Origin of the sequence: Pseudomonas sp. DC3200b2 (genome assembly GCF_049895785.1) — a bacterium.
In the GTDB taxonomy this organism is placed as follows: domain Bacteria; phylum Pseudomonadota; class Gammaproteobacteria; order Pseudomonadales; family Pseudomonadaceae; genus Aquipseudomonas; species Aquipseudomonas massiliensis.
The window spans coordinates 658,517-671,788 of sequence record NZ_JAFCTA010000001.1 but is presented as its reverse complement, the minus strand read 5'-3'; the positions used below and the strand labels follow the sequence as shown (position 1 = coordinate 671,788).

Sequence of the window (13,272 nt, the reverse complement as noted above, 5' to 3'; positions counted from 1 at the left end):
AGCGCGTTCAGGCGCAATGTGGATTCTGTGGCGCACTTCAGGCAGGGCATATGATCCATTCGGCGCTGGTGACGATAATGCTCGCTCTATTCCTGGCTGCTTCCAGCACCTGCGCTGTAGCACAAGGTTATCGCGTGGTCACCGAGGAGTGGGCACCTTACAACTATCTCGAGCATGAACGTCTCACCGGTATGGCGACGGATATCGTTCGGGCCATCATGGCACGCACGGGAGATGAGTTTGAAATAACACTGCTTCCCAGCATGCGGAGCACCTTGACCCTCAGCAAGGGGCCGAGGACGATCATGTATTCTCTTTTCCGAACAGCGGAGCGAGAGTCCTTGTACAAGTGGGTGGGGCCGATTGCGCAAGTGTCCATTTTCCCCTACCAGCTAGCCGGTTCGACACCGCAGGTCAATTCCATGAGCGAACTGCTGCGCGCCCCGCGGATAACGACCCGCCACGCCGGCCTGATACAGAGGCGGATGATGGCCCAAGGCTTTGAAAACCTGGACCCGAGTGCAGGAGAAAATGTCCAGCTTTACCTGATGCTGCTCACGGGCCGCACCGGCATCATCGTTGGCGACAGTACCGCAGGCGTTGATCACTACAGCCGCAGCCTGGGCATCCCTCCCGGCACGCTGCGACAGATACCCGTGGAGCTTTACCACTCCTCGCTCTACATCGCCTTCAGCAAGGATTCGGACGACGCCGTCGTGGCCAGATGGGCCGCCGCGCTGGAGCAACTGCGTGAATCCGGGGAGCTGAGACGTATCCAGGTTCAGTATGAACCGGCGAGTGAGCAATGAATGTTCTCTCGCCTGCAAGGAGTTCAGTAACACCGCGGCAGTTAAGCGCTATCAGCAAGTCTGGCGAAGGGACAGCTCTCGCTAGCTTATCAGCAAGCTCGAACTCGTTGCTCTTTGGTGGCAAGTCGGGTTTCCGGAAAATATATAGACGGCCCCGCTCGTTTGCTAAAACCGCACCATCGTCGGAAGGTCCTCGATGAGGCTGAATCTCGGCTAGAACGTTATAGAGCCCATGCTGCAATCATGGAACGACTGGAGGTCACTTCAGTTGACAAAGCACAATATAAAAACCCTGTAGCTCATTGAATACACAATTAACGCATGTACTACGGAGTGTTAATTAGGATTAACATCGTTGAAGCGGTCAAGACGAAAGGTGAAGCCGAACCGATCAGTCGCAAGCTGATCAAGAACGCACGGGGCGATACCCTGTATGCGGACATCTGGCGGTTTGGTGTGAATACAGCGCTCCGTATCAGCGATCTGCTTGCCCTGACGTTCGAGGATGTGAAGGGAAGATAAAATAGTGCTCAAAGAAAGCAAGACCGGCAAGCCTCGCTCTATCGACCTTAACAGTTCAAGCAAGGCCATCATTGCCCGTCGCAGGGCAGCCCACCCAACGCACACGTTCCTGTTCGAAGTAGACAGCATCGCGCCAAGGGCAAGGCCGTAAGCCGGGTGGCAGTGGCGAACGCCTTCAAGGCCGTAGGTAACGAAATGAGCCTGCAACTGGGTACGCACTCCATGCGTAAGACTCGTGGCTGGCTGATGTACAACGGCGGTTCGTCAATCGAACTGATATGCAAGGTGCTGAACCACAGCAGCCCAGCCGTAACGGTGGTGTACATCGGCATCACTCAAACTGAGGTTGATGCGACATACCACGAGTTCGTGTTCTAGCCCTACACGCCTACCACAGCCCGCCCCAGCGAGCAGCATTGCCCGCCAGCAGATAGCCAATCCGAGTCTTACTTTAAGATTTGGCGAAAGCCATACGCCCACTCTGCACAGCGTTAAGCAGGTAGCTCAATAACCCATCGCCAGTGCTCAAACTGTCCTGTTTTGTCCAGCCCTGCACAGGGCAATCCCCTACTCCACGCAAACCCAAAATCGGCGGTGGAATCAACGCCGTAAAAATCTGATGACATTCCGCTATGCCATCCGGTAAGTTGTTCTGTCTACTTCCGCATAACGACGGCCTCTGATGATACCCGATCAAATAATCGAACAGGTAACCACTGACCCGGTTGAGGGCGTTCTTCGCCTCATTTCCTATGCCCGAGATCAGATGGGTGAAGAACAAGGCTTCGCTGATGATGAGTATGAGGTGTTGCTAGAGGCATTTGCCCTTGTGAGCAGCCTTAGAGAAGCCGACATGATTTACATCGATGTATACGAGCCTGAGCTTAATGGCAATAGGCACGAGTCGTGCTTAAAAATTTTGGATTACCTTCACCTTGTTGGGGATCAGCTTCACGCTCAGGCTTCGGAACTTCGTCTTAAAAGCCTGAAGCAAAAATTCACCGCTGCGATCACGAATGGCTTCGGCTATGAGTTCACCGAGGGTGACCTTTCTCGCCTTCAGGCCCTTATTAACGAGCTTCGCGCGCACCTTCAGGCAGATACCAAGCTAGATGACGGGCACAAGAGACGCTTACTCAAACGCTTGGAAGCGTTGCAGCGAGAACTTCATAAGAAGGTTTCGGACGTGAGCAATTTCTACGCCCTTCTAGGTGACGCAGGCGTCGCTATAGGGAAACTTGGTACAGATGCCAAGCCTATCGTGGATAGAATCCGAGAGATTGCACAGATCGGCTGGAAGGCACAGGCTCGTGCAGAAGAGCTACCCGGTTCTGCCGACAATCCATTGCTTGGGCACGATAACGAGTTGCCGAAGCTTGAAAGCTGATCGTCCCTCTGCATACCTCTCGAAGGACCTCTAATGACAACAGGCGAGTACATCTCGGTCGGTGGCTTGCTGCTCACGGCGCTTGCTACCTTCGGTGGATGGGCATGGCAGCGCTATCAAGAGCGCCTTAGCGTTAGGACGGCGCTCATTGCCGAGGTTCGTACCCTGTGTGAAATTGCCAAAGAGCGTGGCTACCTTGCGGACTTAGAGGACACCGCACAGCACATTGCCGCTCTGCCGGAAAATCTGCGTTCAAGCATATCTGTAGCAGTCCCTATAGCTTCCCACTACTGCCGGGTGTACACCGCCAACCTAACCAAGCTTGGCTATCTCAAGCCAAGGGATGCCCTTTCAGTGGTCCGCTTCTATCAACTGGTAGACAGCGTTGTGCAGGATGTCAGCAAAGGCGGCTCACTGCATGAGGGCACAGATGACCCAAGCTCCTGCCAGCATCCTCAGGAAGGCTTTCGATGAGGCTGAGGCACTACTCAAACGTCATTCGGACGATGAGCCAACATAGATTCCTGACCGGTCAGTTCAGTGAACAAGGACAGTGAGCAAAATAGAAAAGAAAAACCCCTGTAACTCATCGAATTACAGGGGTTTTCCATGTATGGCGGAGAGATAGGGATTTGAACCCTAGGTGCCATTGCTGACACAACGGATTTCGAATCCGTCCCGTTCGACCACTCCGGCATCTCTCCAATGGCGCGCATGATAGCAGCAGTTTCATTCGAGGCGAAGCCCCTTTTTGAAAAAAACCGCGTGCTATCAGGCGTTTGCGTGAGCGCTGCGCTTAGAGCGGCACGCCCAGGCGTTGGGCGACTTCCTCGTAGGCTTCGATGACGCCGCCCAGGCCCTGGCGGAAGCGATCCTTGTCCATCTTCTTGCGGGTTTCCTTGTCCCACAGACGGCAGCCGTCAGGGCTGAACTCGTCGCCCAGGACGATCTGGCCGTGGAACACGCCGAATTCCAGCTTGAAATCCACCAGCAGCAGGCCGGCCTCGTCGAACAGTTGGCTCAGCACCTCGTTGACCTTGAGCGACAGCTGCTTCATGGTCGCCAACTGCTCGGCGGTCGCCCAGCCGAAAGCGATCACGTGGGATTCGTTGATGAAGGGGTCACCCATGGCGTCGTTCTTCAGGAACAGCTCGAAGGTGGATGGCACCAGTTGCTTGCCCTCCTCCACGCCCAGGCGCTTGACCAGGCTGCCCGCGGCGTAGTTACGCACCACGCATTCCACCGGGATCATGTCCAGCTTCTTCACCAGGCATTCGTTGTCGCCCAGCAGGCGGTCGAACTGAGTCGGCACGCCAGCGGCTTCGAGCTTCTGCATGATGAACGCGTTGAACTTGTTGTTCACCATGCCCTTGCGGTCGAGCTGCTCGATGCGCTTGCCGTCGAAGGCCGAGGTGTCGTTGCGAAACAGCAGGACCAGGCGGTCGGCGTCGTCGGTCTTGTAGACCGACTTGGCTTTACCACGGTAGAGTTCTTCGCGTTTTTCCATGATGGGCTCCGCTAACTGTAAAGGGGCCAGACGGTGGGCGACACCGTTCGCCGGTGCCGTACACAGCCTAGGCGATATGCCGCCAATCGAGCCCTGAGGCCTGATCCGCCAGTTGCAGCCAGGCTGGGTCGCACCCTAGGGTATCGACGAAGCACTGCCTGGCGCGTTCCGGCAGGTTGTTCTTCTGGCTGAGGTGGGCCAGCACCAGGTGCTGCAGGCCCTGCCATCCCAGCTCGGCCACCAGGCCGGCGGCCTGATGGTTGTTCAAATGTCCCCGGTCTCCGCCCACCCGTCGCTTGAGGTGGTACGGGTAAGGCCCGCCCGCGAGCAGGTCGCGGCAATGATTGGACTCGATCATCAAGGCGTCGAGGCCGCTGTAGTGATTCATCACCTTCGGGCACCAGGAGCCCAGGTCCGTCAGCAGGCCGAAGCGCCGCTTGCCGTCGCTGAACACATATTGGGTAGGCTCACGTGCATCATGAGCCACGCCCACCACCCGCACGTGCAGGTCGCCCAGGTCGAAGGCGTCGCCGCAATGCACCAGCCGCGCCGGCAGCACCGGTTTGCGCAGGCCGCTGTGAGTGCCCTGGCTAAGGTAAACCGGCACATTGTAGCGGCGCGACAGCAACTCCACCCCGTGTACATGATCCGCGTGCTCATGGGTGACCAGCACCGCCTTCAACTGAGCGGGATGCACCCCCAGCAGGGCCATGCGGCGCTCGGTTTCGCGCAGGGAAAACCCACAGTCCACCAGCACCAGGGTGTTGCCACTGGCGACGAGCGTGCCATTCCCTTGGCTTCCGCTTCCGAGAACGGCGAAGCGCACTTAGCCCAGGTTGTCCTGGATCACACTCAACACGCGACGGGCCACATCGGCCGGCGCCACGGTGTTGATGTTCTTCTCGACGGTGACCTGTACCGCCTCGCCCACCTTGCTCAGGCGAACCTGATAGCGTTCGGCGCGGGCCTCGAGTTCTTCCTTGCTGGGCTCATGACCGAACAGCCGGCCGAAGAAGCCTGGCTTGTTGTCTTCCGGCCGACCGCCCTTCTCCGCCAGGTTGATGTAGTACAGGCCCAGGCTGCGGTTGATATCCTCGACGCGCCACTGGCCACCCTGCTCCAGAGCGCGACCAACGCTGGACCAGGCGCGATCCAGGTCTGCACCCACGGTAAGGATCGGGTTGCCACTGCCGTCTTCGGTCATGGCCACCTGGCTTGGGGCGTCGAAGTCACGGGCCGCCACCAGGGACACGGAACCGCCCTTCTCGGCGCCGCGGGTCAGGCTCGACAGCATTTCGTCCACCAGGGTGGCGTCCACCCCGCTGGTGGTGCGTGCCGGGAAGCCCACGTCTTCGCCGCTGCCGGCGGGGCGCTGGGCGCTGACCACGTAGATTTCACTGGTGTTGCGCTGAACGCCAGGCTCTACCCGGACCTGCAGGCGGATGTCGCCGTTCACGTCAGAACTGCCGCGCAGGCGCTGGGCCAGGTCACCGGCCAGGCTGTCGAACGGCTGCCAGGCCGTGGTGAATTCACCGGTCTGCACGCTTTCGCGGTCGATACGGAAGCCGTTGTCTTCGAAGAACTGGCGCGCCAGCGGCCAGGCCTCGGCGGGCGGGCGCTGGGCCAGGATCCAGCGGCTGGCCGCGCTTTTCTGCAGGGTGAAGTCGCCACTTTCGGCCACCGTCGACAGCGGCTGCGGGCGGGGCACTTCATAGTCGTTAAGGGCAGTGTCGTCGGCCACGTTGCGCGGGATCGGCAGCAGTGGGTCCAGGCGCTTGGCGGTGCTGACGCCCTCCGGAAGGTTCATCGGCTCGGTGCGCCGGGCTTCCAGGTAGTCGTTGCCACGGTCACGGAAATAGCCGTGCTCACCCCAGAGCCAACCGCAGCCACTGGTACTCGAAATAATGACAGCAAGGGCGGAAAGACCAGCCAAGCGCTTCATGCGTTGTACTTCCTCACTCAAACCAGAACGCCGGACTGGCGCAGGGCCTGCCGCACGGGGTCTTGACAGGTTTCGCTCAACCAGGTGAGCGGCAGGCGGATGCCTTCGGCCATCAGGCCCATTTCATGTAGCGCGAATTTCACCGGAATCGGGTTCGCCTCGAGGAACAGGTTCTTGTGCAGCGGCATCAACTGCTCGTTCAACGCCCGTGCGGTTTGCCCGTCGCCGCGCAGCGCGGCGGCGCAGAGATCGGCCATGGCCCGGGGCGCCACGTTGGCAGTGACCGAGATGTTGCCCTTGCCGCCGAGCAGGATCAGCTCCACCGCGGTGGGATCATCGCCGGACAACAGCATGAAGTCGCCGCTGACGCGATCGAGGATATCCCGGGCGCGCTGCAGGTCGCCGGTGGCCTCCTTGATGCCGACGATGTTGCCCACCTTCGACAGGCGCGCCACGGTATCGGCCTGCATGTCGCAGGCGGTGCGGCCCGGCACGTTGTAGAGGATCTGCGGGATGGCCACGGCTTCGGCGATGTGGCGGAAATGCTGGTACAGGCCTTCCTGGGTCGGCTTGTTGTAGTACGGGGTTACCAGCAGGCAGGCGTCGGCGCCGGCGGCCTTGGCGTTGCGGGTGAGCTCCACCGCCTCGCGGGTGGAGTTCGCGCCCGTGCCGGCGATGACCGGGATGCGCTTGTTCACCTGCTCGACCACCCGGCGAATGACGTCGATGTGCTCGTTCACGTCCAGGGTAGCCGACTCACCGGTGGTGCCTACGGCGACGATGGCATCGGTGCCGTTTTCCAGGTGGAAATCCACCAGCTTGCTGAGGGCGTCCCAGTCGAGACTGCCTTCGGCATCCATCGGGGTGACCAGCGCCACCATGCTGCCCGCGTACATGCAACCGCTCCTGCCGGAAAAAGAGAGCGGTAATGGTACTGGCGCCACCGACCTTGCACAAGCGACGCCATGGTTTCGAGCATTCCCACCGGCGGCGGTTTTCGCTACCCTTGGCCCTTTGATCGAGACAGGCGGCCACTGCCGCCCAGCGCCGCTTCGTCGCGCGCCTGGCCCGTGGGCTCAGCGCTCGCCCGGCCATGGGCTGGGCGCTCCAGGCGCCCGCCTGCCTCGACCGCTCATCGCTTTAGGAAGGCTGCATGTCCACCCCACCCGTTCGCGAACAATTTCTCGTCCTTACCGCCATGGGGCGCAACCCCATGGAGCTGACCAACGTCCTGTGCCGGGCCAGCCACGACAGCCGCTGCTCGGTAGTGACGTCCAGGCTCACCCGCCACGGCGAATTCAGCGCGCTGGTGCTGCAGATTTCCGGAAACTGGGACGCCCTGGCGCGCTTCGAGGGCGTACTGCCCGGCCTGGCCAAGCGCCACGACTTCCAGGTAAGCGTAGTGCGCAGCTCCACCCTTGAAAGCCGGCCGCAGTCGCTGCCCTATGTGGCCTACGTGAGTTCGGCCTACCGCCCGGACATCATCAACGAGCTGTGCCAGTTCTTCATCGACAACAACGTGGAGCTGGAAAACCTCACCTGCGACACCTACCAGGCGCCGCAAACCGGCGGCCTGATGCTCAATGCCACCTTCACCGTCACCCTGCCCGCCGGCGTGCAGATCAGCTGGCTGCGCGACCAGTTCCTGGACTTCGCCGACGCCTTGAACCTGGATGCGCTGATCGAGCCCTGGCGCCCACAGAACCCCGTATAAGGACCTGCCATGGCCGTCGCCCTCGACCAGCCCGTTCCGGACTTCACTGCCCAGGCTACTTCCGGGCAGGCCATCACCCTGGCCGGCCTGCGTGGCCGCAAGCTGGTGCTCTATTTCTACCCGAAGGACAGCACCCCCGGCTGCACCACCCAGGGTCAGGGGTTTCGCGACCTGCACGACAGCTTCGAGGCCGCCAACACGGTGGTGCTAGGCGTTTCCCGGGACGGCATGAAATCCCATGAGAACTTCAAGGCCAAGCAGGGCTTTACCTTCGAGCTGATCAGCGACAAGGACGAGACCCTTTGCCAACTGTTCGACGTGATCAAGCTCAAGAAGCTCTATGGCAAGGAATACCTGGGGGTGGATCGCAGCACTTTCCTGATCGACGCACAAGGCGTGCTGCGTCGGGAATGGCGCGGCGTGAAAGTCCCCGGCCATGTGCAGGAAGTGCTGGCCGCCGCCCAGGCCTTGTAGGGAGCAGCCAAGCTGCCGGAGCCGGCCATGAGTCGGTCCTGCCTTCCGGCCCATCGCTGGCTGGCGCCAGCGTCGGTAGAATCGCGCCGGCGCCTACAGCAAGGGCGCCACGCCGCCCTGGTTTCGGGGCCAGGCTTCCAGCACGGCCTTGACCAGGGTAGCCAGGGGAATGGCGAAGAAGATGCCCCAGAAGCCCCATAACCCACCGAACAGCAATACCGCGCAAATGATCGCCACCGGGTGCAGGTTCACTGCCTCGGAGAACAGCAAGGGCACCAGCACATTGCCGTCCAGGGCCTGGATGATGCCGTAGACCACCATCAGGTAGATGAACTGGTCGCCCCAGCCCCACTGGAACAGCGCGATCAACGCCACCGGCACCGTGACCACGACCGCGCCTACATAGGGCACCACCACCGACACGCCCACCAGCAGCGCCAGCAATGCCGCGTAGTTCAGGCCAAGGGCGACGAACGCGATATAGGTGGCTATGCCGCAGATGACGATCTCGATCACCTTGCCACGGATGTAGTTGGCGATCTGCCGGTTCATTTCCTGGGCCACCCGGGTCAGCAAGGCCCGCTCACGAGGCAGGTAGCCGTTGATCCAGCGGCCGATCAGCTCGCGGTCTTTCAGGAAGAAGAACACCAGGATGGGCACCAGCACGCAGTAGATCATCAGGTTGACCACCAGCGGCAGGCTGGAGAGCGACAGGGTCAAAGCCCACTGGCCGAACTTGCCGATCTGCCCCCGGGCTGCCTCGATGGCGGCCAGCACCTGCTCGTCGGTAACCACCTGGGGATAGCGCTCGGGCAGTAGCAGCAACAAGGATTGCCACTTGGCCAGCATGCCGGGCAGTTCGTTGAACAGGGTGATGATCTGATGCCAGAGCAGGGGTACCAGCACCAGCACTACCAACGCCAGCAGGCCCATGAACAGGGTGAACACAAGGCCGACCGCCATGGCCGGCGGCATTCGCCAGCGCTCCAGTTGCGCCACCAGGCCATGCATCAGGAACGAAAGCACCATGGCCGCCAGCACGGGCGCCAGCATGCCCCCTACCGTCAGCACCACGGTGAAGGCCAGCACCAGCAGCAGCACCAGGACCACGGCCTCCTCGTCGGAGAAGTATCGCTGGGTCCAGTCCCTGAACAACTTGAGCATGCAAGATCCTTGGTGGGTCAGTTTTTCCGAAGCCAGTAGGTATAGGTGCCTGCCTCAGCGGTTTCGCTCAGCAACGGGTTGCCGGAAAGCTTGGCAAAGGTGCGGAAATCTCGCTGCGAACCTGCGTCCGTGGCGACCACTTTCAATACCGCGCCCTTGTCCAGGCCATTGAGGGCCAACTTGGCCTTCAACAAGGGAAGCGGACAATTCAGACCGCTGGCATCCACCTCGGCGTCACACTTTATTTCTTCACCCATCGTTTCCCTCACGGACAACTCGCTCATTCATGTTTCGCTGGCAACGCGCAGCCCAGGGGCCAGAGTACAGAACTGCCAGGAATTCTTCAGGCGTGATCTTCCGCGCCAGGCTCTGGCCTCTTACCCTTGTGGCCTACCCCCAGGCATCGCTACAGTACCCTTTTGCCGCCCAGAGTTTCGTGCATGACCTTTCTGCGCCCTACGCTGTTGGCCCTGGCCTGCCTGCTTGCCCTTCCCGCCCATGGCGACGACCTGCCCTCTCTGGGCGATGCCAGTTCGGCGATCGTATCCCCGCAACAGGAACATGACCTGGGCCGAGCCTGGCTGAGCATGCTGCGCTCGGAGGTCAAGCAACTGCCGGACCCGCAGCTCAAGGATTTCGTGGAAACCAGTGTGTACCGCCTGGCTGAAACCAGCCAGGTGCAGGACAGGCGCCTGGAATTCATCATCATCGACAGCAAGGAACTGAACGCCTTCGCCGCCCCCGGCGGCATCGTCGGGGTCAACGGTGGGTTGTTCCTGGGCGCGGAGACCGAAGGGGAATACGCCGGCGTGTTGGCCCACGAACTGGCTCACCTGTCGCAGCGTCACTTCGCCCGCGGGCTCGAGGAACAACAGCGCATGCAGGTGCCGATGATGGCGGCCCTGCTCGCCGGGGTGGTCATGGCTGCCGCCGGCGCGGGAGATGCGGGCATGGCTACCATTTTCGGCAGCCAGGCGGCGGCCATCCAGAGCCAGCGAGGGTTTTCCCGACAGAACGAAGCGGAAGCCGATCGCATCGGCCTGCTCAACCTGCAAAAGGCTGGCTACGACCCACGCAACATGCCCAACATGTTCGAGCGCCTGGCCCGGCAGTACCAGTTCGCGGCCAAGCCGCCGGAGTTTCTGCTCACCCACCCGGTGACCGAATCGCGTATCGCCGATACGCGCAACCGCGCCGAACAGTCACCCAGGGGCGGCAAGGAAGACAGCCAGCTCTACCAGCTGATGCGCGCCCGGGTGCAACTGATGTACGAGGAAACCCCAGGGGTCGCGGCCAAGCGCTTCCGTGCCCAGCTCGACGAGAATCCCGGCAACGACGTCGCCCGCTATGGCCTGGCCATCGCCCAGGTCAAGGCCGGGCAGCTCAACGAAGCCCGGGAGAACCTCAAGCCGCTGATCGCCAAGGCGCCCAACGATCTGACCTACAACCTGGCCCAGGTCGACCTGGATATCACCAACAACCGACTCGCCGACGCCCAGCAGCGGGTCGATCGCCTGCTGCCCCTCTACCCTGGCAGCTACCCGCTCAACCAGGCGCGCATCGACCTGCTGCTCAAGCAGGGCCGCACCGCCGAAGCCGAGAAAGGCCTGGATGCGTTGCTCAAGGCACGTCCGAACGATCCTGATGTCTGGTACCTGGTGGCCGATACCCGGGGCCAGAACGGCAACATCATTGGCTTGCATCAGGCACGGGCGGAATATTTCGCCCTGGTCGGCGATTTCCGCCAGGCGATCCAGCAGCTGGACCTGGCCAAGCGCCGCGCGGAAAACAACTTCCCCCTGGCCTCGCGCATCGACCAGCGTCAGAAGGAGTTGATGGATCAGGAACGCGCGGTCAAAGACATGATGCGTTGAACCGGCGATGCCCGACCGGGCGGCGATCTCGGCTCATTCACGCTCAAGCTGGCCGTTTCGCCAACTTGAGCAATGCTTAAGGCTTGAACTGAAGGAGAAACCCATGCCCATCCGCACCCTCGCGCTTATCGCCCTGTTCGCCGCCAGTCCGCTCTACGCGGCCGACAGCGACTCGCCGCTGGCCCAGGACCGGGGCAAGGCCAGGCCGCTGCTGGTGTATTCCAAGACGGGTACCGACCAGCCCCTGGTGGATGAAGGCAAGGCTCTGCAAGACCCTGGGCTGAAACAGCGTGACGTGGTCGTCTACAAGGTAGTGGGCCTGGCCGGAGAGCGCAACGGCAAGCCTCTGGACACCCAGGCGACCATGGCGTTGATCCGTGAACTCAACCTGGGCGCCGGCACCCAGGCCAAGCTGGTACTCGTAGGCAAGGACGGCGAAAAGAAACTGGAAAGCACCACGCCGCTGAAGCTGGACGAAGTCTTCGCCACCATCGACCAGATGCCCATGGCGGAAAAGGAAGCCGCCGCCGCGGCGCCCGCCCCCGCCCCGGCGCCCGCCGAGAATGGGAAAGCCAAGGGCAAGCCAGGCAAGGCCCCGGCAGAACTGGAGGATTGAGGCAAGTGGGCGATTGAACCAACCTCCGGTCGCCGCCAAGGCGGGCTGCTACGGTGATGCATTATCCTTCAGCAACCCAATCACCCCGTCGGCCAGCCTGGCCGCCTCGGCATCATTGAGGGTCAAAGGCGGCAGCAGGCGCAGCACAGTGCCACGGGTCACGTTGATCAGCAGCTCCCTTTCAGCGGCAAGGCTGGCCAGCCCGGGGATGGGGGCGGCGAGTTCGATGCCCAGCATGAGCCCCATGCCACGCACGTCCCGAATGCCCGGCTGGCCCAGCAGCGCCGAGCGCAACGTCGCCAGCAACCACGCCCCCTGCCGCTGGGCGTTGCGCACCAGCCCCTCCTGCTCGATCACATCCAGAACGGTACAGGCCACCCGACAAGCCAAGGGATTGCCGCCAAAGGTACTGCCGTGGCTGCCCGGCGTCAGCAAGGCCGCGGTACGGCTGCGCGCCAGGCAGGCGCCAATGGGAATGCCGGCGCCCAAGCCCTTGGCCAAGGTGAGCACATCCGGGGTGGCGTTTTCCGCCTGGTAAGCGAACCAATGCCCGGTGCGGCCCAGACCCGTCTGCACCTCGTCGAGCATCATCAACCAGCCCTGGCGATCGCAGAGTGCCCGCACGCCGCTCAGGTAACCGGACGGGGCCAGGCGCACGCCGCCCTCTCCCTGTACCGGCTCAAGCATGACCGCCACTATCTGCTGGCCATGCACCTGAGCCACGGCCTGCAACGCGGCCATATCACCGAAGGGCACCCGGAGAAAATCATCGGCGCAGATGCCGAACCCCAGGCGCATGCCTGCTCCACCGCTCGCGGCCAAGGTCGCCAGGGTACGCCCATGGAATGCGCCTTCCATGACCACGATGCGCGGCTTGTCGATGCCCTTGTACCAGGCATTCAACCGCGCCAGTTTCAGCGCGGCCTCGTTGGCTTCCGCCCCTGAGTTGGCGAAGAACGCAGCGTCCAGGCCGCTCAGGCTGGTCAGGCGCGCCGCCAGTCGGTGTTGCCAGTCGATCCGGTAATGATTGGAGGTATGCAAGACACGCCCGGCCTGATCCTGGATAGCCGCCACCACGGCAGGATGGCAATGGCCCACCGAGGTCACCGCAACGCCACTCATGGCATCCAGGTAACGCGTGCCGGCAGTGTCCCAGAGCCAGGCGCCCTCGCCACGCTCGAAACTCATCGGCAGCCGGTTGTACAGCGACATCAGGGGTGCGGCAGTCATGGCAAGGCTCCTTTCCTTTGAAGGCTTGCAGTA

Annotated in this window: 14 protein-coding genes, 1 tRNA gene and 1 pseudogene; 8 read left to right on the top strand and 8 right to left on the bottom strand. The window is 61.8% G+C overall.

Annotation, left to right across the window (positions count from 1 at the left end; all coding sequences use genetic code 11):
* Positions 1–50 precede the first annotated feature (50 nt).
* From ACP691_RS03220 to ACP691_RS03205, 4 genes and pseudogenes are all read left to right on the top strand, one after another.
* A complete protein-coding gene (locus ACP691_RS03220) occupies positions 51–809 on the top strand; it encodes a substrate-binding periplasmic protein (protein WP_426150030.1) in 759 nt (252 codons plus the stop codon).
* Between the two features lie 666 nt (positions 810–1,475).
* Positions 1,476–1,709, top strand: a pseudogene (locus tag ACP691_RS03215) (tyrosine-type recombinase/integrase); the annotation flags it as partial.
* Between the two features lie 304 nt (positions 1,710–2,013).
* Positions 2,014–2,718, top strand: coding sequence for a hypothetical protein (locus ACP691_RS03210; protein ID WP_426150029.1), 705 nt, complete (start codon positions 2,014–2,016; stop codon positions 2,716–2,718).
* 33 nt (positions 2,719–2,751) lie between these two features.
* Positions 2,752–3,192, top strand: coding sequence for a hypothetical protein (locus ACP691_RS03205; protein ID WP_426150028.1), 441 nt, complete (start codon positions 2,752–2,754; stop codon positions 3,190–3,192).
* Positions 3,193–3,332: 140 nt separating this feature from the next.
* On the opposite strand, the gene ACP691_RS03200 is transcribed toward ACP691_RS03205, so the two are convergent.
* From ACP691_RS03200 to dapA, 5 genes are all read right to left on the bottom strand, one after another.
* Positions 3,333–3,422: transfer RNA gene (locus ACP691_RS03200), tRNA-Ser, on the bottom strand.
* A 92-nt stretch (positions 3,423–3,514) separates the two neighbouring features.
* Entirely contained in the window at positions 3,515–4,225 is a 711-nt protein-coding gene (purC, locus tag ACP691_RS03195; protein WP_426150027.1) for a phosphoribosylaminoimidazolesuccinocarboxamide synthase, read from the bottom strand.
* Between the two features lie 67 nt (positions 4,226–4,292).
* Entirely contained in the window at positions 4,293–5,051 is a 759-nt protein-coding gene (locus ACP691_RS03190; protein WP_426150026.1) for an MBL fold metallo-hydrolase, read from the bottom strand.
* Positions 5,052–6,167, bottom strand: a complete 1,116-nt coding sequence (bamC, locus tag ACP691_RS03185) for an outer membrane protein assembly factor BamC (RefSeq protein ID WP_040262048.1) — start codon at positions 6,165–6,167, stop codon at positions 5,052–5,054.
* Between the two features lie 17 nt (positions 6,168–6,184).
* Positions 6,185–7,063 (bottom strand): 4-hydroxy-tetrahydrodipicolinate synthase, encoded by an 879-nt coding sequence (gene dapA, locus ACP691_RS03180; protein ID WP_426150025.1) that lies wholly within the window; start codon positions 7,061–7,063, stop codon positions 6,185–6,187.
* A 257-nt stretch (positions 7,064–7,320) separates the two neighbouring features.
* Here dapA and ACP691_RS03175 point away from each other — a divergent pair, with 257 nt between their 5' ends.
* Together ACP691_RS03175 and ACP691_RS03170 are read left to right on the top strand one after the other, a co-directional pair.
* The gene (locus ACP691_RS03175; protein WP_040262046.1) at positions 7,321–7,881 is read left to right on the top strand and encodes a glycine cleavage system protein R; all 561 of its coding nucleotides are present in this window, start codon (positions 7,321–7,323) and stop codon (positions 7,879–7,881) included.
* Positions 7,882–7,890: 9 nt separating this feature from the next.
* Positions 7,891–8,355 (top strand): peroxiredoxin, encoded by a 465-nt coding sequence (locus tag ACP691_RS03170; RefSeq protein ID WP_426150024.1) that lies wholly within the window; start codon positions 7,891–7,893, stop codon positions 8,353–8,355.
* A 93-nt stretch (positions 8,356–8,448) separates the two neighbouring features.
* On the opposite strand, the gene ACP691_RS03165 is transcribed toward ACP691_RS03170, so the two are convergent.
* Together ACP691_RS03165 and ACP691_RS03160 are read right to left on the bottom strand one after the other, a co-directional pair.
* On the bottom strand, positions 8,449–9,519 hold the full coding sequence (locus ACP691_RS03165; RefSeq protein ID WP_426150023.1) for an AI-2E family transporter: 1,071 nt from the start codon (positions 9,517–9,519) through the stop codon (positions 8,449–8,451).
* 17 nt (positions 9,520–9,536) lie between these two features.
* Positions 9,537–9,776 (bottom strand): sulfurtransferase TusA family protein, encoded by a 240-nt coding sequence (locus ACP691_RS03160; protein WP_426150212.1) that lies wholly within the window; start codon positions 9,774–9,776, stop codon positions 9,537–9,539.
* Between the two features lie 183 nt (positions 9,777–9,959).
* Between ACP691_RS03160 and ACP691_RS03155 the strand changes: the two genes are divergently transcribed.
* Together ACP691_RS03155 and ACP691_RS03150 are read left to right on the top strand one after the other, a co-directional pair.
* Positions 9,960–11,393 carry a M48 family metalloprotease gene (locus tag ACP691_RS03155; RefSeq protein ID WP_426150022.1) on the top strand — a complete coding sequence of 478 codons (1,434 nt, stop codon included), beginning with the start codon at positions 9,960–9,962 and terminating at the stop codon, positions 11,391–11,393.
* A gap of 103 nt (positions 11,394–11,496) precedes the next feature.
* Complete coding sequence (locus tag ACP691_RS03150) at positions 11,497–12,009, top strand: DUF4174 domain-containing protein (RefSeq protein WP_426150021.1); 513 nt, start codon at positions 11,497–11,499, stop codon at positions 12,007–12,009.
* Between the two features lie 48 nt (positions 12,010–12,057).
* Here the strand turns inward: ACP691_RS03150 and ACP691_RS03145 are convergent, their stop codons facing one another.
* On the bottom strand, positions 12,058–13,239 hold the full coding sequence (locus ACP691_RS03145; RefSeq protein WP_426150020.1) for an aspartate aminotransferase family protein: 1,182 nt from the start codon (positions 13,237–13,239) through the stop codon (positions 12,058–12,060).
* Between the last annotated feature and the right edge of the window lie 33 nt (positions 13,240–13,272).

Excerpts from the sequence above, each read along its gene's own strand:
- ACP691_RS03170 (WP_426150024.1), top strand. The coding sequence starts at position 7,891 with ATGGCCGTCGCCCTCGACCAGCCCGTTCCGGACTTCACTGCCCAGGCT.
- bamC (WP_040262048.1), bottom strand. The coding sequence starts at position 6,167 with ATGAAGCGCTTGGCTGGTCTTTCCGCCCTTGCTGTCATTATTTCGAGT.
- ACP691_RS03145 (WP_426150020.1), bottom strand. The coding sequence starts at position 13,239 with ATGACTGCCGCACCCCTGATGTCGCTGTACAACCGGCTGCCGATGAGT.
- dapA (WP_426150025.1), bottom strand. The coding sequence starts at position 7,063 with ATGTACGCGGGCAGCATGGTGGCGCTGGTCACCCCGATGGATGCCGAA.
- ACP691_RS03150 (WP_426150021.1), top strand. The coding sequence starts at position 11,497 with ATGCCCATCCGCACCCTCGCGCTTATCGCCCTGTTCGCCGCCAGTCCG.
- ACP691_RS03210 (WP_426150029.1), top strand. The coding sequence starts at position 2,014 with ATGATACCCGATCAAATAATCGAACAGGTAACCACTGACCCGGTTGAG.
- ACP691_RS03155 (WP_426150022.1), top strand. The coding sequence starts at position 9,960 with ATGACCTTTCTGCGCCCTACGCTGTTGGCCCTGGCCTGCCTGCTTGCC.
- purC (WP_426150027.1), bottom strand. The coding sequence starts at position 4,225 with ATGGAAAAACGCGAAGAACTCTACCGTGGTAAAGCCAAGTCGGTCTAC.
- ACP691_RS03175 (WP_040262046.1), top strand. The coding sequence starts at position 7,321 with ATGTCCACCCCACCCGTTCGCGAACAATTTCTCGTCCTTACCGCCATG.
- ACP691_RS03205 (WP_426150028.1), top strand. The coding sequence starts at position 2,752 with ATGACAACAGGCGAGTACATCTCGGTCGGTGGCTTGCTGCTCACGGCG.
- ACP691_RS03165 (WP_426150023.1), bottom strand. The coding sequence starts at position 9,519 with ATGCTCAAGTTGTTCAGGGACTGGACCCAGCGATACTTCTCCGACGAG.
- ACP691_RS03160 (WP_426150212.1), bottom strand. The coding sequence starts at position 9,776 with ATGGGTGAAGAAATAAAGTGTGACGCCGAGGTGGATGCCAGCGGTCTG.
- ACP691_RS03220 (WP_426150030.1), top strand. The coding sequence starts at position 51 with ATGATCCATTCGGCGCTGGTGACGATAATGCTCGCTCTATTCCTGGCT.